A 26,776-nucleotide genomic window follows, 5' to 3' on the forward strand; every position below is an offset into this window, starting at 1 on the left:
AACGGCATACCCTTCCTTGCCTTGGCCGAGCCCCACTTTTCCGCTAAGAGTGCTTGACGGACAGGGATTTGAAGGGCAAGAAGACGCGGCAAATTAGAGGATACCGCAAGAAAGAGGCAGCAATTTGATTCAGACGATGGCAGAGCCGCAATCGATTAGAGTCGCTAGAGACGGGTGGATGACGGATTCACGGGCGTACAACCTCATCTGGCTGGGACGCTGGATGGAGCGCGCCGAAAGCATCGCGCGTGGCATGGACACCGCCGCCAAGCACGCCGAATTCGCCAGATCAGGCGCCAACGCAGACGGCAACGATGCGCTGCTGAATTGCCTGTGCGACCTCGCAAGCTCGTTTGGCGTGTCGGTAGAGCGGCGGGAAGAAGTAACAGCGGAGCTGCTGCTGCGAAACCCGGGCTCGTCAGTCTTGCAGAGCCTGATCAAGGCACGGCTATCGGCAACGCAAATCGCGCCTGTGGAGCTAATGCGCGCCCTGACCGAAGCGATACTCGAAGTCGAGCGCGTGCCGGTAGAAGAAATCACCACGCCGCAGCAAGTCATCGATATGGCAACAGCGGTGATAGGCAAGATAGCGAGCGCCGGTCAAGTCATCGAAGACGAATGGTTCGGCAGAGAAACGCTAAGCGACGAGGAGATTTACAGGCGGTTCGCGCAGCAGCAACAACAACAGCAGATGTGCGGCTGACAGTGCTGACAGTAATCTGAAGGAACGAGCACGATAGAGATGATACAAATGGTGTATCATCTCTTTCTATATGGACGGAAAATCGTAATCGGGTTGAGGAGACAGTCATGCTACTAAGCATTGAGGGTAGGTACGGCAATGGAAAGATAGAGTTGTCCGAATCTCCACAGGTGCCCGATGATACGAGAGTGATAGTAACTTTCCTTGAGAATGGCGCTATGGACCTGAGACAGCGCGGTATTGACGAGGAACAGGCAGCTTCGTTGCGACAAAGGCTTTCGACGTTCATAGAAGACTGGGAATCTCCGGAGATGGCAATCTACGATGACTACGACGAGTCAAAGATACAGAAGAGGTGAGGTTGTACTTCTACTGTTTCCCCACTCCGACTTACGCACTTCTAGTCGGAGGCCAGCCCTGATTATTCAAGCAGACGGTCTATAGACCGGTCTATCTCAAATTACTGTTGCAATGATTACCAGCCGAATGTTTCGAGCTAATCACGAAAGTCCTGCGTCGGTTATTCTATCGACTCCTGAGGAACGACAGTCAGGCTTATCTACTGATTCGGTAGTGATGACCGACAACCTGGCAACCATAATGCTATCGGAAATTGAGGGCGTAATTGGCAGCCTGCCGATGACAGAAATTGATATTGCGTTGAGGCGCACCCTTGGGTGACTGACACTTCTCAGGTTAGCACAATGTAAATTGCCCCCGCCAAGACTACTTGGCGGGGGCAACGCTTATTGCGGGCAAATGTGAACTTCGCCTTATTCGCTCTCCCCTATCGCCTTCGTAACCGCCTGCGGGTTCATGGGCAGGTCGAACATGCGGACTCCGACTGCGCCGTCGATAGCATTGGCTAGCGCGGCTAGCGGCGGGACGATGTTCGCCTCGCCTACGCCCTTAACGCCGAACGGGTGCGCCGGGTTCGGCACTTCCAATACTACGGCTTCGATCATCGGCAGGTCGAGCGCGGTAGGCATACGATAGTCCAGCAGGCTGCTGTTCAGCATCGCGCCGTCGTCGCTCATATAGTACTCTTCATTCAGCGCCCAGCCGATGCCTTGCACCGTGCCGCCCTGTATCTGCCCCTCGACATAGCTGGGATGCACTGCGACGCCAACATCCTGGAACGCAGTGAAGCGCAGAATGTCAACCTTGCCGGTCTCTCGATCGACTTCCACATCGACGATGTTCGCGGCATATGAGCCTGCCGAGCCGCCGGGGTTCATGTTCGCCCTGCCGACGATGGGGCCGCCCGTATCCGGCATGCGAGACGCCAGTTCCTTGAAGGACATCGTGAGCTCGGTGTCGGACTTGTGGCGCAGACCGCCATCTACGTATTCCACCTGATCCTCGTCCGCCTCCCAGAGCATCGCGGCGCGCTGTATGAACTGGCGCTTGACATCGTTCGCGGCTTCGAACGCTGCGAAACCAGACTTGTACGCCACTCCGCTGCCGCCGGATGTGGATGTGTAGCCGATAGTGTCTGTGTCGCCCACTGTGGGAATAACATCCTCGATTGGCAGGCCGAGCGTCTCGGCAAACATCTGCGCGACTGCGGTGCGCGAGCCGCCGATGTCCATGCTGCCTTCGATGAGGCTGACCGTGCCGTTGGACAGCACGTTGGCGATGGCGGACGCCATGCCGGAGTTGTTGCGGCAGAAGCCCATCGCAATGCCACGCCCGCGGTTCTCGCCTTCGAGCGGCGCGCTATAGTGAGGGTGCGCCAGTATCGCCTCCATCGTTTCTTTTGCGCCGATGGGACCGTTCATGACGCCGTCCGCTCTGCGCGTGCCAGGCGTGGCGACATTCAGCAGGCGGAACTCTACCGGATCCATATTGAGCGCCTTCGCGATTTCGTCTATCAGGCTCTCGGACGCGAAGCACACAATCGGAGCGCCGGGCGCGCGGTATGCCGCCGTCTTGGGCTTGTTCGTCATAATGTCGTAGCCGTCGATGCGCACATTCTCGATGAAGTACGGCGCGAACACGGCTGCGGAAGAGCCGGGCAGCGGCGCGCCGGGATACGCTCCTCCCTCAAAGGCGAAGTATATCTGAGCGGCGGTGATGCGCCCTTCATCGGTAACGCCAATCCTGCATTTCAGGTAACCGCCTGCGGTCGGTCCGGACGCCTCCAGCACTTCGGTGCGCGTCATCGTGGACTTTACGGGCTTGCCGGTCTTTCGCGAGAGCGCGGACGACACTGCTTCGAGATACGCCAGCGTCTTACCGCCGAAACCGCCGCCGATTTCCATCGGCACGACCTTAATCTGCGAGTTGGGGATGCCCAGCACCTGAGCGGTGCTGTCTCGCATGGCGAAGTGCCCTTGGCTGCTGCTCCAAATCGTAAGGCGGTCATTGGGCGCGCCGTCCGCAGCCCAGAACGCCGTCGCGGTGTGCGGCTCGATGTAGCCCTGATGCACTGTCTTCGTGCGGTATTCGCGCTCGAAAACCTGGTCAGCCGCCGCGAAGCCGGCATCAACGTCGCCAAGCAGATGCTGCTCGTGGTCGGCGATATTCTTGCTGGCTGCGATATTGTCGTCACCGCCGCGCTCGATCCAGTGCTCGTGCAGCACGGGCGCGTCCGCCTTGAGAGCGTCTTCGACGTTGGACACGCTGGGCAGCACTTCGTACTCCACATCAATGAGCGCGAGCGCCTCTTCCGCGATGTGCGGGTTGACGGCTGCGACGGCCGCGATGGGATGCCCCTTGTACAGCACTTTGTCCTTGGCGAGGATGTTCTCGCCGATGGGGACGCCCTGTCGAGCGACCTGCGGAATCGGGGACATGGGCGCGAGGTCGGCGGATGTAACGACCGCCTTCACATCGGGATGCGCCTCTGCCTTGCTGGTGTCGATGGACAAGATGCGGGCGTGTGCGTGCGGACTTCGCAGCACCTTGCCGTGCAGCAAGCCGGCGAGGTTCATGTCCGCGCCGTAAAGCGCGCGTCCGGTAACCTTATCGACGCCGTCGTGCCGCACCGGGCGCGTGCCGACGACCTTATACTCTTCTTGTGGCAGCATTGTCGTCATGTATATCACCTCGTTAGTGGATTAGGTTTAGTTTCTCCCACCGCTAATCTTATCACACTTGCGCAGTTTAACAGGATGGACATGACAGTTAGTACGGATAGGATAGGCAAGGAAACGACAGGTAATGTTCGCTTAAACCCTAGTCTCGTGAAACCGACAGCGGGTTCATGTTAAGGTTCATGTTACCATCAGACACGATGTGATTACTTACAGGACATTGCACATAGGAGAAGTTGTTATGGCAGACAGCGTTATCACACCTGAGATTATTGCTCGGTATAAGAATGTGGCTGGGGCTACGGTTTACAGCGCGGTGCGGGCGTTTGGGTACGAGCCTTGCTTTATGCGCGATGTGCATGCGTTCACGCCGGGCGGGATGCTTGTCGGGCGAGCGAAGACACTGAGGTTCGTGCCGCCGCGCAAGGACATTGTGGAAGAGACGCATCGCGGCGCGGACTCACCGGAGTACGAGGCGATGGGTTCGTGCGAGCCGGGCGATGTGCTGGTCATCGACGGAATGGGCAAGAAGTACGCGGCTATCGGCGGCGATGTGAAGCTGCTGCAACTGAAGATGCGGGGCGCGGCGGGGCTTGTTACGGACGCATCAATTCGAGACTTGGACATCGTCAAGGACTACGGGCTTAAGGTGTTCGCAGGCGGCAGGACGCCGATGGGCGGCGCGGACGAGATAGACCCGTTCGAGGCGAATGTTACTATCGGCTGCGGCGGAGTCGCGGTGCGCCCGGGCGATCTAATCGTGGCGGACGACGATGGCGTGGTGGTCGTGCCGGAGTGCATCGTGGAGCAGGTCATCGATTGGGTAGAAGAGCACGAGTGGGCAGAGGAATATGTCAAGGAGCGAATAGAGGCGGAGGATGTCGCGCCGGGCAAGTATTACCCGCCGCAGCCGGATGTGCTGAAGTTGTATCCGGGGCGCGGTAACTAACATCTATACACAGGATAAAGGATAATCAACTCTATCTCCTTTACCCCATTCATACCTATCGGTCATTCCGGCTTCCATGCCTGAGCGCACTACATGAACACTGACGGGTCGGCGTGCCATTGAGCGTAACCAATGCGCCGCCCGTCGGTGAGATAGTCTATCTTTTCGTTCAAGCACATCAGCAGGGCGGCGTTCTCGACGGCAAGCGTGAACCCGCCCAATTCAAACCCGGAGTCGAGCGCGGTTACTACGAATGCGCCGCCCGATTCATGCGCCGCATCGCTGTTGCCGATTTCGCCGCGCGCTATGGCGTCTATAATGCCGTCTGCGAGCGCGTCCAACAGTTCATCTTCGCCAAGCTCGTCGCCGAGGTATATGACTTGCGGTAGGTCGTCCGAGGGTGGGTGCAAGCGAGTTCTGCCCTCCAGAGACGGCGATTCGCCCGCCGCGGTGATGAAGTAGTCGGCGCTGCCGGCGGCGATGACCTCGCCCTGAGGCGTCTCGATGCGCGTTCCGGCGGCGAGCGTGCCGTCCGAGTCCGACAGACCTGTCAGAATCAGCAAGCGCGCCTCGCCGGTCTTGCCCGCCAGCGCGCCTATACGCACATCGCTGCCCGGCTCGTCATGGCTGTCTAGGCGTTCGGCTTCCTCGGCGAGCACCAGCAGCGACTGGCGAAACGCGATATGCCCCGATGTGAAAGCGACGACCTCATCGCCCGTCGCGTTCTTAGTGCGGCTGTCCAAGATGGTAATGCCGCCACCCTCGATGTTGTAATCAGGCGTGGAGGACAGCAGCCAGATGTCGTCTCAAGCCTGTATCGGCGAGAGAGAGAACGACAGCCCCGCAGATTCCATCGCCTCAAGCGCAGTCATCAGGTCTGACTCATAGCCCAGATGCGTGTTGAAGCCGTCGGACGCCGGTCTTCGTCCGCGCTGTGGCTGACGGGCGCGAAGTAGGCGTAGAAGGCTACACTGAGCGTCCGTCCGTCGGTTACGCAGACGGCGGTATTATCGGATGCAGGGACGGACGTGAGCGAGCAGGCGGCATGGCACATGTGCGATACTCCCAGCGCGAATAGAATGATGAAAGCGCGGCGATACGGCAATTTTATCTTCACACAGATATTATGTTCAATCCTTGAAGACGCTCGAAGTGCCTATGGTTGTCAGATACTGCATCATCATGCCCTGGATCATATATGCCTCTGCTGCGGGCTTCGTAGATATACCCTTAAAATTATCCCAATACTCGCTGTTGTCTTCCCATCTCCCGGCAGTCGCCATTAGTCAGCCACGTCAGAATCACACAGCGATTGCGCCAAACTCGCACGTTCCCCAATCCACCCGTCCCACCGCCGTATTTTTGATTGACGCTTTGCCTCGCTTAACGATAAAATTGATGCACACGCAGAACAAGGCGGCGCTGGGACAGCCGGCAGCAGGAGGGAACTTTATGGACTCAAGCCTCGTGAGGAAGATGGAGAAGGCAAAGGATTACGCCATGCAGGAAGGGCGCGTTTCGCTTATGCGATTGCAGGCAACCTTCCGAGGCGATAATTCCGACCACGAACTCACTTACGAATCGGGGAAATGGCGTTGCAACTGCCTCTACTTCGCTAGCCGCGGAGAGTGCACCCACACGATGGCGATGCAGCTGATGATGAGCAGCATGGTGAAGGAAGCCATCAGCAATTAGCGAATACAGGAAAAGGGCGCGACGATTGTCGCGCCCTTTTTATTTTGTGCTTGGCTATCGCCTTTACGATTAGGCGTACTTTCGCTTCTTCGTGTCCGGTTAGGCGTATCGGGACAGGACTATGCAGGCGTTTTGGCCGCCGAAGCCGAAGCTGTTGGACAGCACTGTGTTTACCTGCGCCTGCCGCGCTTCGTTTGGCACATAATCAAGGTCGCAGTCGGGATCGGCGGTCTCGTAGTTTATGGTCGGGTGGATGATGCCGTCTTGTATTGTCTTGACGCAGGCGACCGCTTCCAGTGCGCCCGCGCCACCGAGCGCATGCCCTATCATCGACTTTGTGGAGCTGATTGGTACATCGTACGCGCCCTCGCCGAAGACTTTCTTGATTGCCAGCGTCTCCACCATGTCGTTCTTGGGCGTGGACGTGCCGTGCGCGTTGATGTAGTCGATGTCGGTGGGCTGCATGCCGGCGTTTTCGATAGCCCAGCGCATCGCGCGCGCCGCGCCCGCGCCGTCTTCGTCCGGCTGCACGGCATGGAACGCGTCCGACGACACGCCGTAACCGGACACTTCCGCGAGGATGTTCGCGCCTCTGTCCATCGCGTGCTCTAGGCTTTCCAGCACCAGAATCGCCGCGCCTTCCGCAGGCACGAATCCGTCTCGGTTGGCGTCGAACGGGCGGCTCGCCTTGTCCGGCGGCACTTCGCTGCGGCTGAGCGCCTTGATGACATTGAACCCACCAAGCCCGAGTTGGCAGATGCCCGCCTCGCATCCGCCGCCAAGCACGACATCCGCCGCGCCGCGCCGTATCGCCTCCGCAGCCTCGCCGATGCCTTGCGTGCCAGCCGCGCAAGCCGTAATCACGGTGGAAGTGTAGCCCTTCAGTCCGAATAGGCGGCTCACATTCGCCGCCGCCATGTTCGGCAGAATCATCGGGATGAAGAACGGGCTAATGCGCATGCCACCGCGGTTGAATAGCGTGCGCGCGTTCGCCTCCGTGTCCGGGAAACCTCCGTTGCCGTTGCCCATCACTACGCCCATGCGCTCTTCATCCTCGGCGGACAGGTTAAGCGCGGCGTCTTCGATTGCGAGCGCGGCTGCGGCGACCGCTGTCTGAGAAAAGCGCGCCATTCGCCTCGCCTCGCGCGGGTTGATATACTTGCCCGGGTCGAAGTCCGGAATCTCGCCGGCGACCTTGCAGGGATAATCCGTAGGGTCTGCGAGCGTCATGGTGCCGATGCCGGACTCGCCCTTTTTCAGGCTCGCCCAGTACGCATCAATAGAATCTCCGAGCGGTGTAACCGCACCCATGCCAGTGATAACGACTCGCTTCCTTCCGTTTTCCATTGCCACATTCTCCTAGATGTTTAACACAGCCATCAGTGCGAGTAACGGCACAGCATGCACCGGCGAGGAAATTAGCGTATCGAAGTATGCCGCTCATTCCAACGAAACCCGCACATATATATCATACACCCATTGGGGATGCGGGTTAAGGATAGGCGGGCGGGGTTTCTTGAGTTGATGGGATAGGCAACACTATGCCCTAGTTTCGTGTGCGATTGGGAATGCGATTGGACGCACACTTCTGGCAGACGGCGCATTCAACGGCATGTACAAGCGGCCGTCCTGTACATCCTATTCCGGTCACCGGCGCGGCATGCTCATGTAGGGGTAGAGTTCAGGGGGAATTTGCCGGATTTCTTCGGTTACTTCGGCGGCTACGGATAGGGAGCCAGTGCCAAGCACCAGGTCGCGCTCGGTTGCAAGGGATAGGGCGTGGCGTGTTGCTTCGCCTACGTTTTCCGATGTGTGGATTACTTCCATGCCGAGTTCTCGCGCGACTTGCGCTATCGTTTCGCCGGATGCGGAGCGCGGATGGCGCGAGTGCGTGGCGAGCGCCAGAGGAGACAACGGCGCGAGCGCGCGCAGCATCCCGGCGGCGCTGTGTCCACTGAGTGCGCCAAATATAAGGATGAGCCGGTCGTATGCGAAGTAGCCGGGTAGCGCCTCGACTAGCCGTTCCATAGAATAGGGATTGTGCGCGCCGTCAACGACTAGGAGCTTGCCGCCATCTTCCGGCATGGCGAGCGTTTGCAAGCGCGCGGGCCAATGCACATCGAGGATACCGCGCACGATGGCATCGTATTCCAACGCCACGCCTTGCGCGATTAGCGTCTCCGCGATTGCCACTGCGGTCGCCGCATTTTCCATCTGGTAATCGCCGAGCAAGGGCGTCTCTAGCTCGTACTCCGAGTCGGCGCCGGTGAGCGTGAAGGCTTGCGAGCGAATGTCGGAGCGCCGCTTGCGCCACGAGAAGCGGTCGGCGACAGACAACAATGGCGCACCGCGCTTGTCTGCGACATCAGCTATCACTTGCATCGCTTCGTCGGACTGCGGCGCGACCACGACCGGCGTTCTGGGCTTGATTATGCCCGCCTTTTCGAAGGCGATCTTGGCGATGGTGTCGCCCAGCGTCGCGATGTGGTCGAGGCTGATGTTGGTGATGGCGCACACTCGTGGCTCAACGATGTTCGTGGAATCTAGCCTGCCGCCCAGTCCAACTTCCATCACTTGAAAGTCCGCGCCGATGCGCCGGAAATGGACGAATGCCATAGCCGTCATCGCCTCGAATGTAGTAACGCCGCCGTAGCCGCTATTGTCGCCCACATCTTCGACCACATGCCAGATGCTATCCACGACATCGGCGAACTCGCGCTCGCTGACGGGCTGCCCATTAACGCGGATGCGCTCGGTCGCGCTGTGCAGGTGCGGCGAGGTGTACAGCCCGACCTTGTATCCCTGCGCGGCGAGGATGGCGGCGGTCATCGCGGATGTGCTGCCCTTGCCTTTCGTGCCGGCGATGTGCACCGTCGGCACGGCGAGATGCGCGTTGTCAAGCCGCTCCATCAGCAGCGTCATGCGCTCGAGATGGAACGATGAATGACCCGGGCTGTGCGTGGAGCGTTCGAAGTCGGCAAGCCCCATCACGCGCCGCAAAGCGCCTTCGTAAGTGAGTTGTGCGCAGGTGTTCATTTTGCCCCGATGACCTTATCCGATGAACGGCTATTTCTTTGCAGACAGAATGGGCAGAGTGCACGATTTGCCTTCCCGCGAATCCTGCCCATGCATGTTAAACGCTGGCGTGCGGGCTGTCAGCCCTAATGTTGTGTGCGCTTGGTATGGTGAGCGCTCATATCATTGTTTTGGCAATCCGGAAATGTGTTGTGCATCATTGGGCCCGCTGCAGAAAGTGTTGAAAAGATGCAGGATTGAAAAGGCGAGAGCCCCGCAGAAAAGGGCTGGGCATGAAGTGTTACATGCCCAGCCCTTATTCAGTTGCTTGTCCTATATTCCGGCTTTACAGCGCGAACGTCGGGACGGTGGTTCGGCGCTTGCCGTTGGCGTTGGTTCCGTTGGTGCCAGCACCGTTGGTGCGGCTGGTTTTGCCTATGCCGTCGCCGTATCGGCCGCCTCCGTTAATACCGTTCTTGCCATTGCCACCGTTGCGGCGGTTGGCGATATGCTCCCCGCCAAAGCCATTGGCGATGTTTTCGTTCGGCAGCAGACCGTTGACTCGCTGGAACATGGATGCCGCGAGCTCGATGGCGTCGTCACTGATTTCCTTCCGCAGACGCCCGTGGTTTTCCAGCAGCCATGCCGCAGGCCTGTACGAATCGAATTGACCGCCCGCTATCTCTTCTTTCTCGAAGTAGTCGCCGAGACGCTCTACGATGCGCGGGTCCTTGCCGGCGATCGCCTTCGCGGAGACCGGCTCCAGCAGTTCCATGCTGTAGGATTCGTTGACCAGATTCAGGTAGAACGCAGGCTCGAAGATGTCTTCGATGTCCGCCGTGCGGATCTTCTGCACCTCCACCCACTTCACCGGGTTGTTGCGCTGAAGGACGCTGTTCTCGTTGAACAGCTTCATCCGCTCCTTGTTCTTCGGCGTAACATCCATCATCACGGCGACGCTGACATAGCTATCGCCGAGCAGCGAGACGAACATCGGCAGGTTGTCGGAGCTACCCACCGGGATAACGACCCAGCGCGGGTCGAGGCGCTGATAGCCTTTGCTCGCGCAAATCTCGCCGAGAATCTGCAGGTAGATGAGGTCGGCTGCCGAATTGACCATCAGGCAGTGCGGCGCGAGGAACAGCGAATGCGCCAGATTGTGCCCCAGTGCGACCCGCAACGGGAACACCGTGTCCTCGTCGTTGCTGAGCGTGTCCGCACTGATGATTGTGCCCTTGTCGTCCACGTCCTGCACCGTACGGATACGGTCGAGCTGCTCAAGGTTGATCATAAACGGCGAGTGCGTGGTGTAAATGACCTGGTGCTTTGGCGCGAGCCTCTCGTCGATGAAGCGCAGGAAGTCGTGCTGCGCGAGCGCGTGCAAGTTCAAGCCCGGCTCGTCCAGCAGCAGCACTAGGTCGCACTCTTCCTGCTCTTCGATGCTGGAGAAGTATGTCAGGAAGGAGAAAAACCAGACGAAGCCCTTCGACCGGTCGTCGAACGGCACAGACACGCGGTGGCGATTGTTCCAGATGCGCACATGCAAAATCGTGCCTTCGTTCAGCGGAGGCGTGTCGTTCGGATCTGCCGGCGACAAGTCGAACTCCACGCGCAGCTGCTTGTTCTGCGCCCAGTATTCGAACATCTCGTCGGAGATGCTGATGGAAGCGGACTCCAGCTCTGCCTTCATGTACTCGTAGTTCATCTGCGTTTGCAGGTCTTCGAGGTCCGCGCCGACCAACGACAGCAGCGACATGAATGTGCGGTCGGATTCGTCGAGGTCTTCGTTCGCCTCTACGCGCCGCAGCATATCTTGGATGGAAATTCTGCCGCGCATGGTGCTGTATTCGTCGAAATAGACGAACTTCGGCAGCATAGAGTGCAGGATGTCCTCGACGACGGCGCGCGGCTCACGCTCGCTGAAGCGGCTGTAGATGTTGGTAATCAGCCTGCCGACGGCGACCGGCTTCACATCGAGCGCTTCCAGCGTGGCGAGCAACTCCATGACGGACGATGCATCATTGGCGTGGTTGACGATTTCCGGCGGCAGCTCGGAGTTTGTGAGCAGGTGCTGCACTACACCCCCTTCGTCCATATCGAACTGCCAGAAGAGTTCGTTCTTGTAGTTCTTGGAGACCGTAATCTCTTCGGATACGATAACACCCGCGCCGACCTGCTCCGCCATCTCGTATTTTTCGTCGTCGGAGAGCGTCAGAACGGCGGTAATGGCGACTGCCGGGTTGGTCATGTGCTGGCGCCGGTACTTCACGTAACCCTTGCGGGGATAGTCCTTCAGCTCGAATTCCTGGTCGCCATCGACGGGGTTCAGCCGCTTCAGGGCGCCCAGAAACGCCGTCTTGCCGGACTCGTTCTTGCCGACCATAGAGGTTACGTCGTCTATATCGACCCATCCGGAGTCGTCAATTGATTTGAAGTCGGTTACCCGAGCGCGAACGAGTTTCATATTTCCTCCTGAATCCACCTGATTTGCGCTGATTAGCTCAGATTGGCGTGCCTGTTTCGATTGTATAATCGCGTTGTCGTGTGGTCGTCGATTTCTTGTCGGTGCATAGACTCGATAACAGCACTTCGTGTATCGTGAACAGAGATTACCCAACCCTGAACAACGCACGCAAGGAGTTTTTAGGGTTTTGTTAGTTAAAATGTTTTGCATTTGTTTATGCTTATATCTATTCAATTTCTGAAACTGTGACACAAATGGCTAACATTAATAGACAGGATGGATAGGATAGGATGGGGGCAAGAAAATGAAGGTAGGCATATCGAATCTGCGGGCGCCGGGCGCGTCTTGGCGCAACACGCTGCGAACGGCAAAGTTGGCGGAAGAGTTGGGATACAGCTGCATCACAATGGGCGAAGCATGGGGCGAGGACGCCTTCACTTCGCTCGCGCAGATTGCCGCCGTAACCGAAAGAATACGCATCGGCACCAGCATCGTGCCGGTGTTCGCGCGCACGCCGTCCAACATCGCGATGACTGCGCTGAACATGGACAATATGTCCGAAGGGCGGTTCTTCTTGGGGCTTGGTGCGAGCGGCAAACTGGTCATCGAAGATTTTCATGGCGAGCAGTTCCACAAGCCGCTGACGCGAATGCGCGAGTACATCAGCATAATCCGCAAGGCGGCGGCGGGCGAGCGGCTCGACCACAACGGCGAGTTCTTCAAGATCAGCCGCTTTCACATACGATTCAAGCCTTATCGCTCTCACTTGCCCATCTACATAGCGTCCTTGACGCCGGCGAGTCTTCGACTGACCGGCGAAATCGCAGACGGCTGGCTGCCGATATTCCTAGCGCCCACACGAATGCAGCCGCTGATAGACGACATCGAAAAGGGCGCGCAAGCGGCGGGCAGGACGATGAGCGACATCGCAATCTGCCCGCAGGTGTCCATCTATGTTACCGACGACATAGACGAGGCGCGGCGGCGAGAGCGTCCGCATATCGCCTTCTACATCGGCGGCATGGGCGTCTTCTATTACCAGTACATGCACCGCATCGGTTTCGGAGCGCAGGCGAACGAAATACGCCAGGCGTACCTGAACAGAGAGCGGGATGTCGCGGCGACGCTGGTAAGCAACGAGATGGTGGACGCGATGACCATCATGGGAACGCCGGAGCAGTGCAAAGAGCAGATGCAACAATTCGTCCACGCCGGCGTGGACGAAATCCGCCTAGTGTTCAACGAACCGGACGCCGATGCGCAGATGGCCGCGATGAAAGCGGTGGCGCCGGGGGGATAGCCGTCTAGCAGGAATAAGAAGCAGGGAATAACAGGCGGCAGGCAGCGGCGCGCTCATTCGCCACACTCATTCGCCGCGATATTCCGGTGCGCGCCGTTCCAAAAAGGACGCGATGCCTTCCGACCTGTCCGCCGTAGATTGCAAAATGACCGTCAAATCCGCTTCAAGCCCAAGCCCTTGCGCCAGCGTCATATCCGCGCCTTTGAGCAGAGTTTCTTTGAGATAGCGAGCGGCTATTGGGGCGTAGGACGCAATGGTTGCTGCCAGCGAATATGTGTAGCCGCTGGCATCTTCGCGCGCTGCCGTATGGTTCAGCAAGCCGTATTCAAGCGCCTCTTCTGCAGACAACAGGCGCGAAGTGAGGATCATCGCCGTGGCGCGGCTTTGTCCTACGATACGCGGCAGACGCTGCGTGCCGCCGTCCCAAGGGATGACGCCGGCGGACAAGTGCGTCAGACCGAGGCGCGCGTCCGACGCCGCCACGCGCAGATCGCACGCAAGCGCAATCTCCAAACCTTGGTCCATCGCGGCGCCGTTGATTAGCGCGATTGTGGGCTTTTCGATGGCGGCGACGGCATCGCTCACTCGCAGGCGATCCAAATCGTCCGGCGTTGGATCTTCGCCCGCGAAATCCGTGCCGGCGCAGAATGCATCGCCCGCGCCTGTAATGACGCACACGCGCACGTCGTCGTCCTGTCGCACTTGCTCGCAAGCGTCGCGCAGCAAATGCGCCGCCGTTTCGTCTATGGCGTTGCCCGCGCCAGGGCGGTCCAAGGTGATGGTGGCGATGTGGTTGTCTAGTGTGAGTCGCATCTTTTGTCCGAGTCTGTGGGAATTCGTTCTTGCCTGCCAGTATGCCTTTATCTATCAAGAGAAAAGGGATTTGTCCTTCCCATCCTATCTATCGATGTTAGCTTCTTACTCTTCGGCGACGACTATGCCAAAGCGCTCGAAGAGCAGCGTGTCAGCTTGCTGCCGGGACATTATCGCGCCCTTCAGGCTTGCGACTTCCAATCCGGAGCCGGAGATGTACGCGCCGCGCAGGTCGGCACGGTCGAAGCGTGTCTGTTCGCTGACGACTACGCCGGTCAGGTGGCAGCCCTCGAATGTTGCGCCGCTGAAATCTGTGCCGGTCAGATCGGTCTCGGTGAAGTTGACGCCCTTAATCTTACCGTCCGCGAACTTTTTGAAGCGCAGTGTCGCCATGCTGAAGTCGGCTTTGTCTATCGTCACGCCCTCCATGCGCGTCCGGCTGAAATCCACCGTGCGGAAGCGCGATCCCGACAGGTCTGCCCCGAACAGGTTCGCCCCATCGAGATTGCACAGCGTCATGTCGCAATTCTCGATGCGGCTGAGGTTAAGCCTTGCGTCTCTAAATCTTGCCGAGTTGAACAGGCTGTCGCGCAGCGTCGCCTCGCGAATGTCCGCCTTGTCGAAGCGAGCATCCTGCAACCGGCAGTTCTCGATGGTAAGGTCGTCGCACGCCAGATTGAAGAAGTTGACGCGCCGAAGGGAACACTCCTCGAAGCGTAATTCCTCCGCCTCGCAGTCCGGCAGTTCGGCATTGTCGAACACGCAGCGCAGAAATGCGGTGGACTCTCGCAGCAGATCGAGCAGCTGCTCGGCGTCGTATATGGTGAGGTCTTCGTGTGGATTCATTTTATCGGTACTATGCGTGTCGGTTTGTTATTGACGCAGTGTACAAAACGGCAATTCAGTATCCAAGAAGCATACAGCCCCCCAATAAATAATAAACAGCCGATAAAAGCAGAACAGACACTAATTGACGACGGCGTCAAACGCAATCTGACAAATCCTTACAGGTATCAGTAGAAGTACCATCAGAAGTACCATCATCAGAATAAGCAAAACTATCTTCTCCGGAGTTCCAAGGTCAAAGCGGCGCACGGATATTTTGAAGATGTATATCATCGTGGTTATGATGGCTGTCCATACAATGAAGAGGATGGCAGTTATCACCCAGGAAGTTAAAAGTGCGTAGGCCATATACTATGCTTTCCCTCTGAATCTCGGTTTGCATCAGGCATTTGAGTCCGAGAGAACTGTCCATAAGCCATAATGGCAAGGACGGATTGGTTAGTTCCATCCTTGCCATTGGATCACTTGTGTTTCAGATAGGGATTTCCTACATTCTTATTCTCGTGGTGGTGGTTTGTTGCCTGTGCCTTGCTCCCAAGCAGATTTTATATGCCTTAAGTAAGCCCCTAATCTGCTGGCAAATGCAGGACTGGCGGAGGGTCCAATGTTGCCCAAGTTGGAAAAGTTCACCGGGACTGAGTACGAAGGGGGAATAGACATGTCCCGCTGCGCCAGCGAAACTCCATCCGCAAAGAATATATTTTCGTATTTTGGACCCGAAGGTGTGATTATTATCGTTGGCTTGTCGTATGTAGGCTTCCAGGTAACGACATTGTACACCAGATTTCCAGGAGTACTTAGACCCTCCGCAACCCGCCTGTGAGCTTCCCAAATCGGTATCCAGCGCGGATCCCTGTAGCCTTCCGGCAATGTCATCTAGCTGCTCCCGTCCGTTTCGTCGTCATCCGTATGGTCTTCGATCAGCCCCACCAGCTTCCTCAGTAGGTCGTTCATCGTGTCCGTGCGCCGCAGCGAGTCGTCCTGCATCTTCTCGTACCACAGCCGCTCGCAGTGAGTGGAAGCGGTCATCGAACTGGGGCAGCCGGGGTAGCGTTCCTTGCGATTCCCGGGGTAGCCGTATTGCGACGGATTGGCGCGTATCCGGTTACCGTCTTCATCTCTCATGTACCGCCATGTTGCTGTATTCCCGGGGCACGCGCCTCCCTGCGTGCAGTGTCTCTCATTAGCCATTTCTATATGCCTCCATAAGACTCAAAATTAGGTCTCATCACGACCTCTGAAGACATATTAGAATACATGTTCCTATCTGCCAATCCCTAAATCAACGAATTTGGAAAATTAGTTCTAGCTCCTTCGCACATTCAAGTAAAGAAATGGAACAGAAAACACAGGCCCTTTTCCTTCACCTCTGCCGAATACCGAGAACTGACGACCGAGAACCTAGTTCATAGTCAACCCGCCGTCCACATTGATTGACTGCCCCGTGATGTTCATCGCGGCTTCGGACGCAAGGAATGCGGCAAGGTTTCCGATGTCGTCGGGCGTCTGCTCTCTGCCGAGCGGCGTATCTCTCTCCACGTATTCCACGAACAGCTCTCGCGGCGTCTTCTCCTCCGGGTTCGGCGTCATCGTTTGGCGCGACGCGATGCGCTGCCACATCGGAGTCCACAGCAGCCCCGGGCAGATAGCGTTCACATTGATGTTGTGCGGCGCGAGCATCTGCGCCTGCGATTGCGTCAGATTTATCACGGCTGCCTTTGAAGCATTGTAAGGCGGGTTGCGGTTGCTGCCCCGCCTTCCGGCGATGGACGCGATGTTGACAATCTTTCCGTACCGTCGCTCTATCATATGCGGCGCTACGGCGTCGGTAACCCGCGCCACGCCTCTGAGATTCACCTCGTAGATCAGCGTCCAGTCATCTTCGTTCGGCATATCGCGCTCTTCCCAGCCTCCCGAACCGATGACTCCGGCGTTGTTCACCAGAATGTCGATCGCGCCGAACTCGGCGAGCGCTTGGGACGCCATGTCGTCTGCAGAATCCTGACTGGTAACATCGACGGTGAGCGCCAACGCACGGCGCCCCAGCCCCCTTACTTCGTCGGCAACACTCTCCGCGTTCTCGGCGACTATATCCGCCACTGCCACATCGGCGCCGTTGCGAGCTAGCGCCAGCGATATTCCGCGCCCGATGCCACGCCCACCTCCTGTAACAAGCGCTGTCTTCCCACTAACATCCATTGCTGCACCTCCGGTTTTTGAGTCCTTCTGAATGTACAGCATATCCTAACTGCGCGGCTTGCGCGTGTAAAATAGCTGCGAGGCAATAATGCGGCAAAAATTGACCTGGGATTGCCGTGTGTCAGAGCTTTATGTTTGCCGAAAATCGCTCTGCGTGTTGCCTAGCGGGAATTCGCTTTATGCTGATAGTCTCACGGTTTAAGGCGCATTTGCACTTGAAGAATATGGCGCATTCTGTCAGGATGGTTAAATGAGAATTGGAGAATTTGAGATACGCGAGCCTGTACCGGAACTTCGGAATGTCCGCGCGATAGCGATGCTGCGACCGTGGGTGGATGTGGGAAGAGTCGGCACACTGGTGCTCAACAGGCTGGAACGCTTCCTCGGCGCGCAGGAACTTGGGCGACTGGCGACGCCGGGCAAGTACTTCGACTACACACGGTACCGACCGCGCATGCGCACCGTGCAAGGGCGGCGCGTGTTCACCACGCCCAACACCATCGTCCACTACGCGCACGGCGACGAGCACGACTACCTGTTTCTGCACATCCGCGAGCCACACGCGTTCGGCGAAGACTATTGCGAGGCGATAGTAGAGCTGCTGCGGCACTTCGGCGTGTCGGAATACTGCCGCATCGGTGGGATGTACGACTCCGTGCCGCACACTCGACCGGTGCTGGTTACGGGCAGCCTCACCCGCGAACAAGAGCGCCGCGCATCCGGGCTGGTATCCACGCGAGGCAGCACCTATCAGGGACCGACGAGCATCGTCAATATGGTGCACGAATCGCTGTCGCAGGAGGATATGCCGTCCGTTAGCCTTATGGCGCACCTGCCGCAGTATGTGCAGCTTGACGAAGACCACATGGGCGCGGCAAGGCTGATGAGCGTTCTTTGCGCGATGTACGACCTGCCTGACTCGCTCGCGGACCCTTCTCGAGGCGAGCAGCAGTACTCGGAGATAAACCGCGCCGTGCAGAACAACTCCGAAGTGCGCACGCTGATTCAGCAACTCGAGACATACTACGACCGCACATACTCGCCCCCGCCCGAAGCGGAAGAAGAGGAAGAGCCGGTCTCGCTTTCGCCCGGCTTGGAGCAGTTCCTGTACGAAGTCGGAGGCCGCCTCGAAGAGCCTTCCGAAGATGTCGTCGATGATTACGACGAAGAGGACGATGTCGAGGAAGGACGCGACGACGGTTAGCCATTGGCTCCGCATCGCAATAGCGCAGCAATATTCAAAGCGTTGACATGGCAAGGTGATGACATGGAAAAACTTCAGCAGGGCGACAGGCTGCCATCCATCACGCTGAAACTCATCGGCGGAGATACGCTGACGCTGCCAAGCGAGATGTCCTCGCGCTACCTAGCGGTGCTGTTTTACCGGGCGCACTGGTGACCATACTGCGTTCGGCAGTTAGCCGAGTGGGAAGAAAAGAGCGCGGAGCTTGAAGCGTTGGGCGCCAGCGTTGTCGCGGTGAGCGCGGATTCGCCGGAGCACGCGGAGAAGATGCAGCGAGAGTCGGGGGCAAAGTTCCCGATAGCATACGGAGTATCACGCGAGGAAGCGGAGAGCTTGGGCGCGTGGTGGTCGGAAGACCGCGGCGGTTTCGTGCAACCGACCGAGTTCCTGCTCAGTCGAGGCGGCGTGGTATTCGGCTCGCTGTACGCGTCGGGGCCGGTCGGCAGAATGAGCGTGGACGAAGCTCTGTATTCAATACGCAACCGGGAGCGGCGGCGTGCAGCAGGGTAGCCCAACATCAATGTTGTAAGTCTATCCTGTCAGCGCGTGGGAAGCGGAACACCATGCTCCAGATAGGAATCCATCAACTTCTGCGCGACATCTTTGGCAATCTCGGTGGCTTCGGAAACGGTCGTGGCGTAGGCGAGTAGGTCAGGCAAGTCTTCGCTGGTAGCCCATAAAGCCGCCCTCGGGCAGTTCCTCAATCTGAACCAATAGTATCACGGCGTTGCCCCTTCCCCTTACTTTGAGCAGGGCTTTCACTCTTGCGAGAAAATCCTACAATGATAACTGGCTCATAACCGTGCCCAAATATAGTATATGAAAATAGGAAATTCTTGTTTCCCCTCTGCGTCATGGGATGCCTAGATCCCCTCTAGAATATCGCGGCGACTGTCACTGATTAACTAGAAACCAACATCCCCAATGCTATCATAGGGGCTAGGGGATTCTAGGAGGTCATCACATGAGCAGACTCACAGCCGCAGACAAAATGTATCTCGAGAAAGTATTCGGGATGAGTAGCGGTTATGTTTTACATTTTTCTGATGCGACGTTCGGACAATTCTTTAGTAACTTTCTCATTGACATTCACTGCATCGAATTTCAGACGTATGGCACTTCCAAAGCGAACAAATTACGTGCATTCTGGGATCAAGAGACGGATACACAGGTAGGCCAAGTCCTTTCGGAAATGATTGATGTTTACGAGGCTCAATGTGCGCTTGGCTCCATCGAAATGGATTCCGATTCCCTAAAGAAGTGCAGAGAGATTGTTTCGGCACTTAACGGAATACCCACGGCAAATGACACCTCAACAGAGGAAGCATTCCTAAATCAAGAATTCGAGATACCTGATATTCAGAAATTGCCCGTAGACTTCGCCGTTTCGCAAGTAATCCGAGAGCGATTGCACGAGGTACAGTTGTGTCTGCAAAGTGGCGCGAATCTTTCCGTCATTTTCCTCTGTGGCAGCATCCTTGAGGCTGTGCTGCTAGGAGCAGCCCATAATCACCCAGAACGATTTAATCGTTCGCCCTCTAGCCCTAAGAGAAACGGAAGAGTAAAGCCCTTCCCGGAATGGTACCTATCGGAATTAATAGATGTTGCTCATAAGATTGGGCTGTTGAAACTGGACGTGCATAAATTTGGACACGGCCTGAGAGAATTCAGGAATTATATCCACCCGTACGAGCAGCTGGCATCGCGTTTTACGCCTGACGAACATACAGCCAAGATATGCTTCCAAGTGCTCAAAGCCGCTCTTGCTGACGTGGCTGGCGAAAGGTCCTGAAATGGAAATGTGTCCCGTCCTCACAGGACATTACGCCCGCACCGCCCGCAGCACCATCTTCACCAGCATGAAGACGATCAGCGCCAGGCCGCCCCAGAGCAGCAGTTCCGCCCACCACTGATCTACGGGCAGGTCGGTAATCGCGGCGGCCCAGCTGAGGATGAAGCCCAACCACACGACGAAGTCGAGAGCGAAGGACACCTTCTTGCCTATGCGAAGAGCGACATTGCGAATCAGCGGAATCACACTCGCCACCGCGAGGAAGAACGACAGCACGAAGAACCCGGCGATTATCAGGAAGATTGCGAACCCGGCGAATTCTGGCACCTCGAAGAAATAGAAACTGATTGCTCCGCCGGACGACTGCCACTGCTGAGTGAGCATCAGCGCGCCCACAAATGCGACGAGCGCGTTGCTGAACAGCCAGTCCTCCTTGTATTCCTTGCTGGTCATCGTCATACGCTCTCACCTGGACACCTTTATTAGCCTCGTGCCAGACTATGGTTGCCGAACCACTAACAACTGTGAACCGACGACTGACAACTACACCAGCAACGCCGCCAGCTCTTCCGGGTGGCTGAGCATCGGATAGTGCCCCGCGTCCATCTCGTGCCAGCTGGCGTTCAGCGTCTCGGCGGTGCGGCGCTGGTGTGCTTCAGGCGGGTTTTGGCTGAGGCGGCAGCGCACCACGCGCGTTCCCTGCCACTCGCCCGCCTGCGCCCAGAATGCGTCCAACTCGCCGGGCGCGTCTGATGCTTCGACCGGATGCGGCGTGGCGCGGTCAACCGCCCATGTGCGTAATTCCGGCTCCAAGTCGGCGAACAGGCGCGTCTCCATCTCTTCGCGCGAGGGCCCTCTGGTCAGGCCGGCGGTGGGAATCGGCGGGGCGTTGGGACCGCGCTGCACGATGTTGCTGACAAGCTCGCCGGGCTGCGGCGCGAGCGCGTCCACGAATGCAAGCCTTCTTATGCGGTCGCGCGCGAGTTCCGCCGTCTTGCAGACGACCAACCCGCCGGTGCTTGTCGCAACCAGCACGACATCGCGCAGGTCTTCGTAGAACATTATGTCCGCCACTTCCCGCGCCTGCGACGCTATCGTTATCCCCGGACGTATAAGGCTGCTGCGCTCGCCGCAGCCGTCCAGCGTGGGCGCGTGAACCTCATGCCCTTGCGCGCGCAAGACCTCAGCCGTTGGCTTCCAAATCCAGCCGCCCTGAAACGAGCCGTGCACCAGTACGAATGTAGCCATTTTCTTACCTCCTAAATAATTGATTCGACGAACAGGATAAACAGGATTTATCGGATTTTCTATATCCTGTCCATCGATGTTAAGCTAGATGTTCAAGCATGGATAGCGGCGTGGTGGCAAGGACGCCGCCGTCCACGGGCAGGGTTACGCCGGTGATCCAGCGCGCTTCGTCGCTGGCGAGAAACAGCGCCGCCCAAGCGATGTCCCACGCGCTGCCTTCCGTGCCGAGCGGCGTGCTGCGGCGACGCAAATCCCGCCCTTCGTCCGACAGCCTGCCCGCGACCATAGGCGTGTATAGCGGACCCGGCGCTATGCAGTTGACACGCACGCCGTCGCGCCCGTGATGCACCGACATTTGCGTTGTCAGCGCGATGACGCCGCCTTTGGATATGGCGTATGGAATGCTCGCGCCGCTGCTGCCCGCGCGAATGCCCGCAATCGACGATATGTTGATGATAGAGCCGCCGCCCGTCTCCGCCATTCGCGGCACGGCGTACTTGCTGGTGAAGACCATGCTTCGCACATTCGTCGCCATCACGCGGTCGAAGTCTTCTTCCAGCACATCGAGCACCGTGCCCGGACTGCCGATGCCCACGTTGTTCATCAGGATGTCCAGCCTACCGTATCGCTCGACCGCAGTCTCGGCGATGCGCGCGCAGTCGTCTTCGCGCGTAACATCCGCCCGAATCACGGACGCAGTGCCACTTTCCTCCTCGATGGACGCGCGCGTTTCCTCTGCGCGCTCCGGCGTGGCGTCCACTAGCAGCACGCTCGCCCCTTCACGCGCGAACAGCGTAGCCGCCGCTTTGCCCGTGCCAAAGCCCGGTCCGCGCGAGCCGGCGCCCGTTACGATAGCGACTTTTCCTGCCAAGCGTCCGTCTTTGTCTGCCATAGCCTTTGCCTCCTTCTATTACTGCTTACATGGGAGCGGTAATGTATCATCCTGTTAATAGTCTTGTACGCTTGCATCGCCAAGGGTATGTTAAGGGTGAAATAATTCCAGGGCATTGTACGGCAATTCTCATGGCAACGGCGGCGGAAATACGGACAGGCAATCTCGTGGCAGGCGCGGAGGCGCTTGGCATCGTGCTGACTGACGCACAAGCGCGGCGATTTGTGCGATACTACGCCGAACTTGCGCGGTGGAACGAGCGCGTGAATCTGACGGCGATTACGGACTGGGACGCAGCGCAGTCGCTGCACTTTTTGGATTCGCTGTCGGCGGCGCGGGCACTGTCGCCGGAATTGCTGGCGTCCGGCGAGTTCGTCGATGTTGGCAGCGGCGGCGGGTTTCCGGGCATTCCAATGAAGTTGGCGTTCGACGGCATGCGCGGCACTCTGCTCGACTCCACGGCGAAGAAAACGGCGTTCCTGTCGCACGCAGTCGAGACGCTGGAATTGCGCGATATGTCGGTGCGCACCGGCAGAGCGGAGACGCTGGCGCACGACGCGGATATGCGAGAGCGGTTCGATATCGCGTTCGCCCGCGCGGTGGCAGAGGTCGCCGCGCTCGCCGAACTGACGCTGCCGTTCGTGCGCGTAGGCGGCGTGGTCGTGCTGCACAAGAAAGCCGACATCGCCGCCGAACTATCGCGCGCGGAGACGGCGCTAGACACGCTAGGCGGCAGTCTGCGAGAATCGCTGCCCGTCAGCATATCTGGGATGTTGGGCGACAGGACTCTGGTGGTCATAGAAAAGCACAGCCGGACACCGGCAAGATACCCACGCCGTCCGGGTATGCCGGCAAAGCGGCCGCTGCGGTGAAAATCAACAATCGCTTTTATCCTATCCATCCTATTTGAATTGCCTGTTTAAGTTGATTGATTATGAACCAGCAACACGATAAGAACGCTGATATGTATGAGCAGCGGCCACTGAGGCGGCGCATCTTTTCGATGCCGTCGCTGCTGCTGTTCGTGATATTTGCCGCGTTCGTGTACTTTCTGCTGACACAGTTTCCCACGGACTGGAGCGCGACCTTCGACACGATAGCGCACATGAACCCCTGGTACTATCTGCTGGCGTTCGCGCTGTACTACGCGACCTTCATCCTGCGCGGGCAGCGATGGCGGATGCTGGCGCAGAACACAGGCGACCTCGACGACATACCGCACGGTCGGCTGCCCACGATACGCGAGTCGTCCACTTACATCCTCATCGGCTGGTTCGTCAACTCCATCACTTGGCTGCGGATGGGCGACGGCTATCGCGCGTGGCTGTTCGCGCGGGGCAGCGGCGGCAGCTTCTCATGGAGTCTCGGCACGGTGCTCGCGGAGCGTGTGCTGGACGTCGTTTCCATGCTGCTGATACTACTGGCAAGCGCGCTATTCCTACTATTTTCCGCGAGGTCTATATCCGACGCCGCGGTGTTCGTGATACCCGGAACTTCTTTTGTCATACCGAGTCACATTGTTGTCATACTGGGGATTTTCCTTGTCGTCGTCCTATCGCTGTGCGTACTCGTAGCGATGAAGTTGTGGGGACCTCGCTTCGCGCGCTTCCTGCCGTCTCGGTTGGAGGACGAGTTCCACCGCTTTCAGAGCGGCACGCTAGGCAGCATGAAGCAAATGCCTACGGTCATCGCGCTGGGCGGCGGCGCGTGGGTGTTGGAAGTGGCTCGGCTGTACTTCGTGGCGCAGGCTCTGGGGCTGGAAGTGCCGCTCGCTCTCATAGCGATAGCGGCGTTGAGCGCGGCAATCCTGAGCACCGTGCCTATCCCCGGCGGCGTGGGCTTCGTCGAATCGGGCATCATCGGCGTGCTGCTGCTTGCGCTGGGACGACCGGAGGCCGTGTCCATCGCGCTGGTGGACCGCTCCATAACCTTCGTCAGCGTAATCGTCATCGGCGGCATCGTCTTTCTCATAAGCCAGGTCTGGCAGCCGCGCGCAAGCCCGGAGCGCGCCTGACGCCTGCGGGGACGCAAGCGTGGCGTACAGCTTGATGATGTCCGTGTTGCCCACATTCCGCTCGAACGCCCTGCCGTGCGAAGTGTTCAGCAGGGCGGCGTTGGCGGCGTTGGCAGCCTTCAACTTCGCATATGGGTTCGCTCTCTCACAAGGTGGTGAAATACAAGCCATATAGGAAAAGCCAAGTAAACACAACGATTGTAAAGGTTGCTGATGCGCCTGCGAACGGCATTATGTATAGATGCCTGTACAATTCGCCAGTAGAGCGTCTATGTAACAGCAATTTCAGAGATTTTATCAATAGAAATATACCAATTGATATCGGAACTAGCAAATACATCGCAAGTCTTATGTTGAGCAAGCTGTAGTACCATAAATTGGAATCCGCAGTCGCGAATATAGCGTAAATGCAGTGGCAAATCATGACGCTCAGTCAGAATGCGTACACGCAAATGTACGCCATCGCATAATCACTCTTTGAGAATTCTTCGTTTCGCATTCGCCGCGTTAGATATATCCAAGGCACCAAGAGTAGCAGCGCATATACTGCTCCAAAAATTGCATGGTCAGTAGCTTTCAAGCCCTCGCTGCGCGCGATGCGAAAGCATACAATTCCCGCAAACGGCGACCATATTACGCAAAACGCCTGCAACACCGCTCCTATCAAGAATATGAAAAGAGCAGAAATTGCAAGCGCCGTGATTAGTATCAAGAACGGCGATAATATGACGCTCATTAAATCCAATCGCAACCAACCTCACTTACGGAGTGTTATTCACTTCCACGAAGTGATAGTTTCTAAGCGCGTCTGTCTTGTCAGCATCTGTCAAACTCCAACCTTCCACCCACCATTTGCTATTAATGGTTGCAACTCCCCAGTGCACTGCGTAGGCTCTTTTCAAAGTGACTTCCTGTGTCAACGCGATTTGGCAAGCTATGCCGAAAGCGAAACTTAGACGGTATGAACTTAAGCAACGCGCCTGTGTGATGACACCCCAGTTTTCAGCATCTTCCAAAAGGTCATAAAGAAATTCATAATCGGCAAGATATTTGTTCCTCGGATTCCACGCAGAGTCTAGCTCGTCAGGTGAATCACCCTCGCCGGAAAATTTCTGAAGGCTTGCATATGCTACATCGTGCTTCACACACGACGGAAGAAAGGGATGATCCAAAGGTATGGGTAAATCAGAAACGAAAGTGCATTTCCAATCGCCGTAACCTAGAAATCGGTATCGCATATCCGTTGCTGACGCCAAATCATTGGTAGATGTGGTCTTCCCTGATTGCGTAACCCAGAAACTGCGCGGCGTGTCAAATACGAGACAGTTAAGTATCTCTATTTTGCGCCAGGCCGGTGAATGCTCGACTGAATTGCCTACTGCGAGACATTCTACGCCACTCACGCCGGTTCTAGGCGTCGGAACAGGAGTCGGCTTGACCGGAGCCGCTCCCGATACCCCGTCGCCGCTGCTTGCCTCGCCGGACACCTGCGGGGACGCAAGCGTTGCGTACAGCTTGATTACGTCCGCATTGCCTACATCGCGCTCGAACGCCCTGCCGTGCGAAGTGTTCAGCAGGGCGGCGTAAGCGGGATTATCCCTCTTCAGTATTGCCAACTCGTCCTCGGACACACTCTTTATCGCGGCGAACATCGCCGTGCCCTGCATGCCGCACACCCCGCCCGGCTCGATTTTCGACTTGTGCGTGTTGTAGTTGCCCAGAATGTCGTTGAACGGCGTTACTGCCGCCCCGAACACTCCATCCGACGCGCCGTTCAGGCAAGTGGACAGATTCGCTTCCGCTCCTGTGTAAACGCCGTTTATCAATACCGCCGAATGCAGCTCCCCTATCATGGCAATAGCTGTGTCCATATCCTCCGCGATTGTCGGCGTTGCGGTTGCCGTAGGCGTGGATGTTGCCGTCGCGCCGGGTACGGTTGTTGCAGTCGGCGTTGCGGTTGCCGTTGGGGTTGGCGTGTGTGTAGGCGGACTTGAACCACCACTTCTCAATGTGAGCCTTACTGCGACATACTCCCTGTTCTCAAGCGGCTTGCTAGTCTCATCAAATTCGAAGAACTGATTGGTGGTCCTATTGCTTTCGCAGTCATCATCGTCCATATAACCCATGATGGTCGTATCAGGATTCGTGTATGTACTTGAATCCAATTCCAGACTGACGAACTCCGAAGGCTTCAGGCATTCATAAAGGCTAAACTCTAGCTTCTGTCTTCTGCTGTCCCATCTGATGGACCTTATGCCAAAGTGCATCCCATTATATCCGAAGACATTGACATCATCCTTAATCTTACCGAATCCGTCGCGGCCATGCCGATAGCCATATTGGTAACGCTGGCTATTCGTGCGTGAATATATCTCTGAAATCCAAGGATTCGAAAAACTCACTGTTGGAGTCGGCGTAGATGTTGGCGTCAGAGTGGGAGTATGAGTTGGCGTTGGCGTAGATGTTGGCGTGTTCGTGGGCGTCGGAGTGGGAGTGCGAGTCGACGTCGGCGTAGCAGTCGCCGTGTTCGTAGCCGTTGGCGTTGGTGTGCGGGTTGGCGTCGAC

23 protein-coding genes and 2 pseudogenes are annotated in these 26,776 nt (G+C 57.4%); 11 read left to right on the forward strand and 14 right to left on the reverse strand.

Features of this window, described 5'->3' with window-relative positions:
- The first annotated feature begins 124 nt into the window (after positions 1–124).
- From F4X57_02705 to F4X57_02715, 3 genes and pseudogenes are all read left to right on the forward strand, one after another.
- Positions 125–703 carry an alpha-E domain-containing protein gene (locus F4X57_02705; protein MYC06080.1) on the forward strand — a complete coding sequence of 193 codons (579 nt, stop codon included), beginning with the start codon at positions 125–127 and terminating at the stop codon, positions 701–703.
- Positions 704–810: 107 nt separating this feature from the next.
- Positions 811–1,062, forward strand: a complete 252-nt coding sequence (locus F4X57_02710; GenBank protein MYC06081.1) for a hypothetical protein — start codon at positions 811–813, stop codon at positions 1,060–1,062.
- Positions 1,028–1,384, forward strand: a pseudogene (locus tag F4X57_02715) (type II toxin-antitoxin system PemK/MazF family toxin). Before F4X57_02710 ends, F4X57_02715 begins: the two are co-directional and overlap by 35 nt.
- 92 nt (positions 1,385–1,476) lie before the next feature.
- On the opposite strand, the gene F4X57_02720 reads toward F4X57_02715, so the two are convergent.
- Positions 1,477–3,735 (reverse strand): xanthine dehydrogenase family protein molybdopterin-binding subunit, encoded by a 2,259-nt coding sequence (locus tag F4X57_02720; protein ID MYC06082.1) that lies wholly within the window; start codon positions 3,733–3,735, stop codon positions 1,477–1,479.
- 247 nt (positions 3,736–3,982) lie between these two features.
- On the opposite strand from F4X57_02720, the gene F4X57_02725 reads away from it, so the two are divergent.
- Complete coding sequence (locus F4X57_02725; protein ID MYC06083.1) at positions 3,983–4,690, forward strand: hypothetical protein; 708 nt, start codon at positions 3,983–3,985, stop codon at positions 4,688–4,690.
- Positions 4,691–4,779: 89 nt separating this feature from the next.
- Here the strand turns inward: F4X57_02725 and F4X57_02730 are convergent, their stop codons facing one another.
- Together F4X57_02730 and F4X57_02735 are read right to left on the reverse strand one after the other, a co-directional pair.
- The gene (locus tag F4X57_02730; protein ID MYC06084.1) at positions 4,780–5,433 is read right to left on the reverse strand and encodes a hypothetical protein; all 654 of its coding nucleotides are present in this window, start codon (positions 5,431–5,433) and stop codon (positions 4,780–4,782) included.
- 128 nt (positions 5,434–5,561) lie between these two features.
- On the reverse strand, positions 5,562–5,807 hold the full coding sequence (locus tag F4X57_02735) for a hypothetical protein (protein ID MYC06085.1): 246 nt from the start codon (positions 5,805–5,807) through the stop codon (positions 5,562–5,564).
- Positions 5,808–6,142: 335 nt separating this feature from the next.
- On the opposite strand from F4X57_02735, the gene F4X57_02740 reads away from it, so the two are divergent.
- Positions 6,143–6,385, forward strand: a complete 243-nt coding sequence (locus tag F4X57_02740; GenBank protein MYC06086.1) for a hypothetical protein — start codon at positions 6,143–6,145, stop codon at positions 6,383–6,385.
- Positions 6,386–6,484: 99 nt separating this feature from the next.
- Here the strand turns inward: F4X57_02740 and fabF are convergent, their stop codons facing one another.
- The 3 genes from fabF to F4X57_02755 form a co-directional block, all read right to left on the reverse strand.
- The gene (gene fabF, locus F4X57_02745; GenBank protein MYC06087.1) at positions 6,485–7,732 is read right to left on the reverse strand and encodes a beta-ketoacyl-ACP synthase II; all 1,248 of its coding nucleotides are present in this window, start codon (positions 7,730–7,732) and stop codon (positions 6,485–6,487) included.
- Between the two features lie 300 nt (positions 7,733–8,032).
- A complete protein-coding gene (locus F4X57_02750; GenBank protein MYC06088.1) occupies positions 8,033–9,421 on the reverse strand; it encodes a bifunctional folylpolyglutamate synthase/dihydrofolate synthase in 1,389 nt (462 codons plus the stop codon).
- A gap of 325 nt (positions 9,422–9,746) precedes the next feature.
- On the reverse strand, positions 9,747–12,074 hold the full coding sequence (locus tag F4X57_02755) for an AAA family ATPase (protein MYC06089.1): 2,328 nt from the start codon (positions 12,072–12,074) through the stop codon (positions 9,747–9,749).
- 94 nt (positions 12,075–12,168) lie between these two features.
- Between F4X57_02755 and F4X57_02760 the strand changes: the two genes are divergently transcribed.
- On the forward strand, positions 12,169–13,164 hold the full coding sequence (locus tag F4X57_02760) for an LLM class flavin-dependent oxidoreductase (GenBank protein ID MYC06090.1): 996 nt from the start codon (positions 12,169–12,171) through the stop codon (positions 13,162–13,164).
- A gap of 66 nt (positions 13,165–13,230) precedes the next feature.
- On the opposite strand, the gene F4X57_02765 is transcribed toward F4X57_02760, so the two are convergent.
- The 4 genes from F4X57_02765 to F4X57_02780 form a co-directional block, all read right to left on the reverse strand.
- Positions 13,231–13,977, reverse strand: coding sequence for a hypothetical protein (locus F4X57_02765; GenBank protein MYC06091.1), 747 nt, complete (start codon positions 13,975–13,977; stop codon positions 13,231–13,233).
- 105 nt (positions 13,978–14,082) lie between these two features.
- Positions 14,083–14,823, reverse strand: a complete 741-nt coding sequence (locus F4X57_02770; GenBank protein ID MYC06092.1) for a pentapeptide repeat-containing protein — start codon at positions 14,821–14,823, stop codon at positions 14,083–14,085.
- A gap of 876 nt (positions 14,824–15,699) precedes the next feature.
- Positions 15,700–15,948 (reverse strand): hypothetical protein, encoded by a 249-nt coding sequence (locus tag F4X57_02775; protein MYC06093.1) that lies wholly within the window; start codon positions 15,946–15,948, stop codon positions 15,700–15,702.
- 276 nt (positions 15,949–16,224) lie between these two features.
- A complete protein-coding gene (locus tag F4X57_02780) occupies positions 16,225–17,064 on the reverse strand; it encodes a glucose 1-dehydrogenase (protein ID MYC06094.1) in 840 nt (279 codons plus the stop codon).
- 208 nt (positions 17,065–17,272) lie between these two features.
- Here F4X57_02780 and F4X57_02785 point away from each other — a divergent pair, with 208 nt between their 5' ends.
- From F4X57_02785 to F4X57_02795, 3 genes are all read left to right on the forward strand, one after another.
- Positions 17,273–18,226: a PAC2 family protein gene (locus F4X57_02785; protein ID MYC06095.1), complete on the forward strand. Its 954-nt coding sequence runs from the start codon at positions 17,273–17,275 to the stop codon at positions 18,224–18,226.
- Positions 18,227–18,478: 252 nt separating this feature from the next.
- The gene (locus tag F4X57_02790; protein ID MYC06096.1) at positions 18,479–18,775 is read left to right on the forward strand and encodes a peroxiredoxin family protein; all 297 of its coding nucleotides are present in this window, start codon (positions 18,479–18,481) and stop codon (positions 18,773–18,775) included.
- A gap of 454 nt (positions 18,776–19,229) precedes the next feature.
- Positions 19,230–20,057 (forward strand): hypothetical protein, encoded by an 828-nt coding sequence (locus F4X57_02795; protein ID MYC06097.1) that lies wholly within the window; start codon positions 19,230–19,232, stop codon positions 20,055–20,057.
- A 30-nt stretch (positions 20,058–20,087) separates the two neighbouring features.
- Here F4X57_02795 and F4X57_02800 read toward each other — a convergent pair whose 3' ends face one another.
- From F4X57_02800 to F4X57_02810, 3 genes are all read right to left on the reverse strand, one after another.
- A complete protein-coding gene (locus tag F4X57_02800) occupies positions 20,088–20,516 on the reverse strand; it encodes a hypothetical protein (GenBank protein MYC06098.1) in 429 nt (142 codons plus the stop codon).
- 84 nt (positions 20,517–20,600) lie between these two features.
- Positions 20,601–21,305: an alpha/beta hydrolase gene (locus F4X57_02805; protein ID MYC06099.1), complete on the reverse strand. Its 705-nt coding sequence runs from the start codon at positions 21,303–21,305 to the stop codon at positions 20,601–20,603.
- A gap of 79 nt (positions 21,306–21,384) precedes the next feature.
- A complete protein-coding gene (locus F4X57_02810; protein MYC06100.1) occupies positions 21,385–22,197 on the reverse strand; it encodes an SDR family oxidoreductase in 813 nt (270 codons plus the stop codon).
- A gap of 29 nt (positions 22,198–22,226) precedes the next feature.
- On the opposite strand from F4X57_02810, the gene rsmG reads away from it, so the two are divergent.
- Together rsmG and F4X57_02820 are read left to right on the forward strand one after the other, a co-directional pair.
- Positions 22,227–23,069, forward strand: coding sequence for a 16S rRNA (guanine(527)-N(7))-methyltransferase RsmG (gene rsmG / locus F4X57_02815; GenBank protein MYC06101.1), 843 nt, complete (start codon positions 22,227–22,229; stop codon positions 23,067–23,069).
- A 62-nt stretch (positions 23,070–23,131) separates the two neighbouring features.
- Positions 23,132–24,211: a flippase-like domain-containing protein gene (locus F4X57_02820; protein ID MYC06102.1), complete on the forward strand. Its 1,080-nt coding sequence runs from the start codon at positions 23,132–23,134 to the stop codon at positions 24,209–24,211.
- Positions 24,212–26,613: 2,402 nt separating this feature from the next.
- Here F4X57_02820 and F4X57_02825 read toward each other — a convergent pair.
- Positions 26,614–26,776: pseudogene (locus F4X57_02825) on the reverse strand (endoglucanase).

Source organism: Chloroflexota bacterium, assembly GCA_009840355.1.
Lineage (GTDB): Bacteria > Chloroflexota > Dehalococcoidia > Lucifugimonadales > JADFKI01 > Bin90.

Coding starts and splice junctions, on each gene's coding strand:
- fabF (MYC06087.1), bottom strand. CDS start 7,732: ATGGAAAACGGAAGGAAGCGAGTCGTTATCACTGGCATGGGTGCGGTT.
- F4X57_02765 (MYC06091.1), bottom strand. CDS start 13,977: ATGCGACTCACACTAGACAACCACATCGCCACCATCACCTTGGACCGC.
- F4X57_02785 (MYC06095.1), top strand. CDS start 17,273: ATGAGAATTGGAGAATTTGAGATACGCGAGCCTGTACCGGAACTTCGG.
- F4X57_02720 (MYC06082.1), bottom strand. CDS start 3,735: ATGCTGCCACAAGAAGAGTATAAGGTCGTCGGCACGCGCCCGGTGCGG.
- F4X57_02760 (MYC06090.1), top strand. CDS start 12,169: ATGAAGGTAGGCATATCGAATCTGCGGGCGCCGGGCGCGTCTTGGCGC.
- F4X57_02755 (MYC06089.1), bottom strand. CDS start 12,074: ATGCAAAACATTTTAACTAACAAAACCCTAAAAACTCCTTGCGTGCGT.
- F4X57_02775 (MYC06093.1), bottom strand. CDS start 15,948: ATGAGAGATGAAGACGGTAACCGGATACGCGCCAATCCGTCGCAATAC.
- F4X57_02795 (MYC06097.1), top strand. CDS start 19,230: ATGAGCAGACTCACAGCCGCAGACAAAATGTATCTCGAGAAAGTATTC.
- F4X57_02710 (MYC06081.1), top strand. CDS start 811: ATGCTACTAAGCATTGAGGGTAGGTACGGCAATGGAAAGATAGAGTTG.
- F4X57_02725 (MYC06083.1), top strand. CDS start 3,983: ATGGCAGACAGCGTTATCACACCTGAGATTATTGCTCGGTATAAGAAT.
- F4X57_02770 (MYC06092.1), bottom strand. CDS start 14,823: ATGAATCCACACGAAGACCTCACCATATACGACGCCGAGCAGCTGCTC.
- F4X57_02750 (MYC06088.1), bottom strand. CDS start 9,421: ATGAACACCTGCGCACAACTCACTTACGAAGGCGCTTTGCGGCGCGTG.
- F4X57_02740 (MYC06086.1), top strand. CDS start 6,143: ATGGACTCAAGCCTCGTGAGGAAGATGGAGAAGGCAAAGGATTACGCC.
- rsmG (MYC06101.1), top strand. CDS start 22,227: ATGGGAGCGGTAATGTATCATCCTGTTAATAGTCTTGTACGCTTGCAT.
- F4X57_02800 (MYC06098.1), bottom strand. CDS start 20,516: ATGACGATGACCAGCAAGGAATACAAGGAGGACTGGCTGTTCAGCAAC.
- F4X57_02810 (MYC06100.1), bottom strand. CDS start 22,197: ATGGCAGACAAAGACGGACGCTTGGCAGGAAAAGTCGCTATCGTAACG.
- F4X57_02820 (MYC06102.1), top strand. CDS start 23,132: ATGAACCAGCAACACGATAAGAACGCTGATATGTATGAGCAGCGGCCA.
- F4X57_02780 (MYC06094.1), bottom strand. CDS start 17,064: ATGCTGTACATTCAGAAGGACTCAAAAACCGGAGGTGCAGCAATGGAT.
- F4X57_02805 (MYC06099.1), bottom strand. CDS start 21,305: ATGGCTACATTCGTACTGGTGCACGGCTCGTTTCAGGGCGGCTGGATT.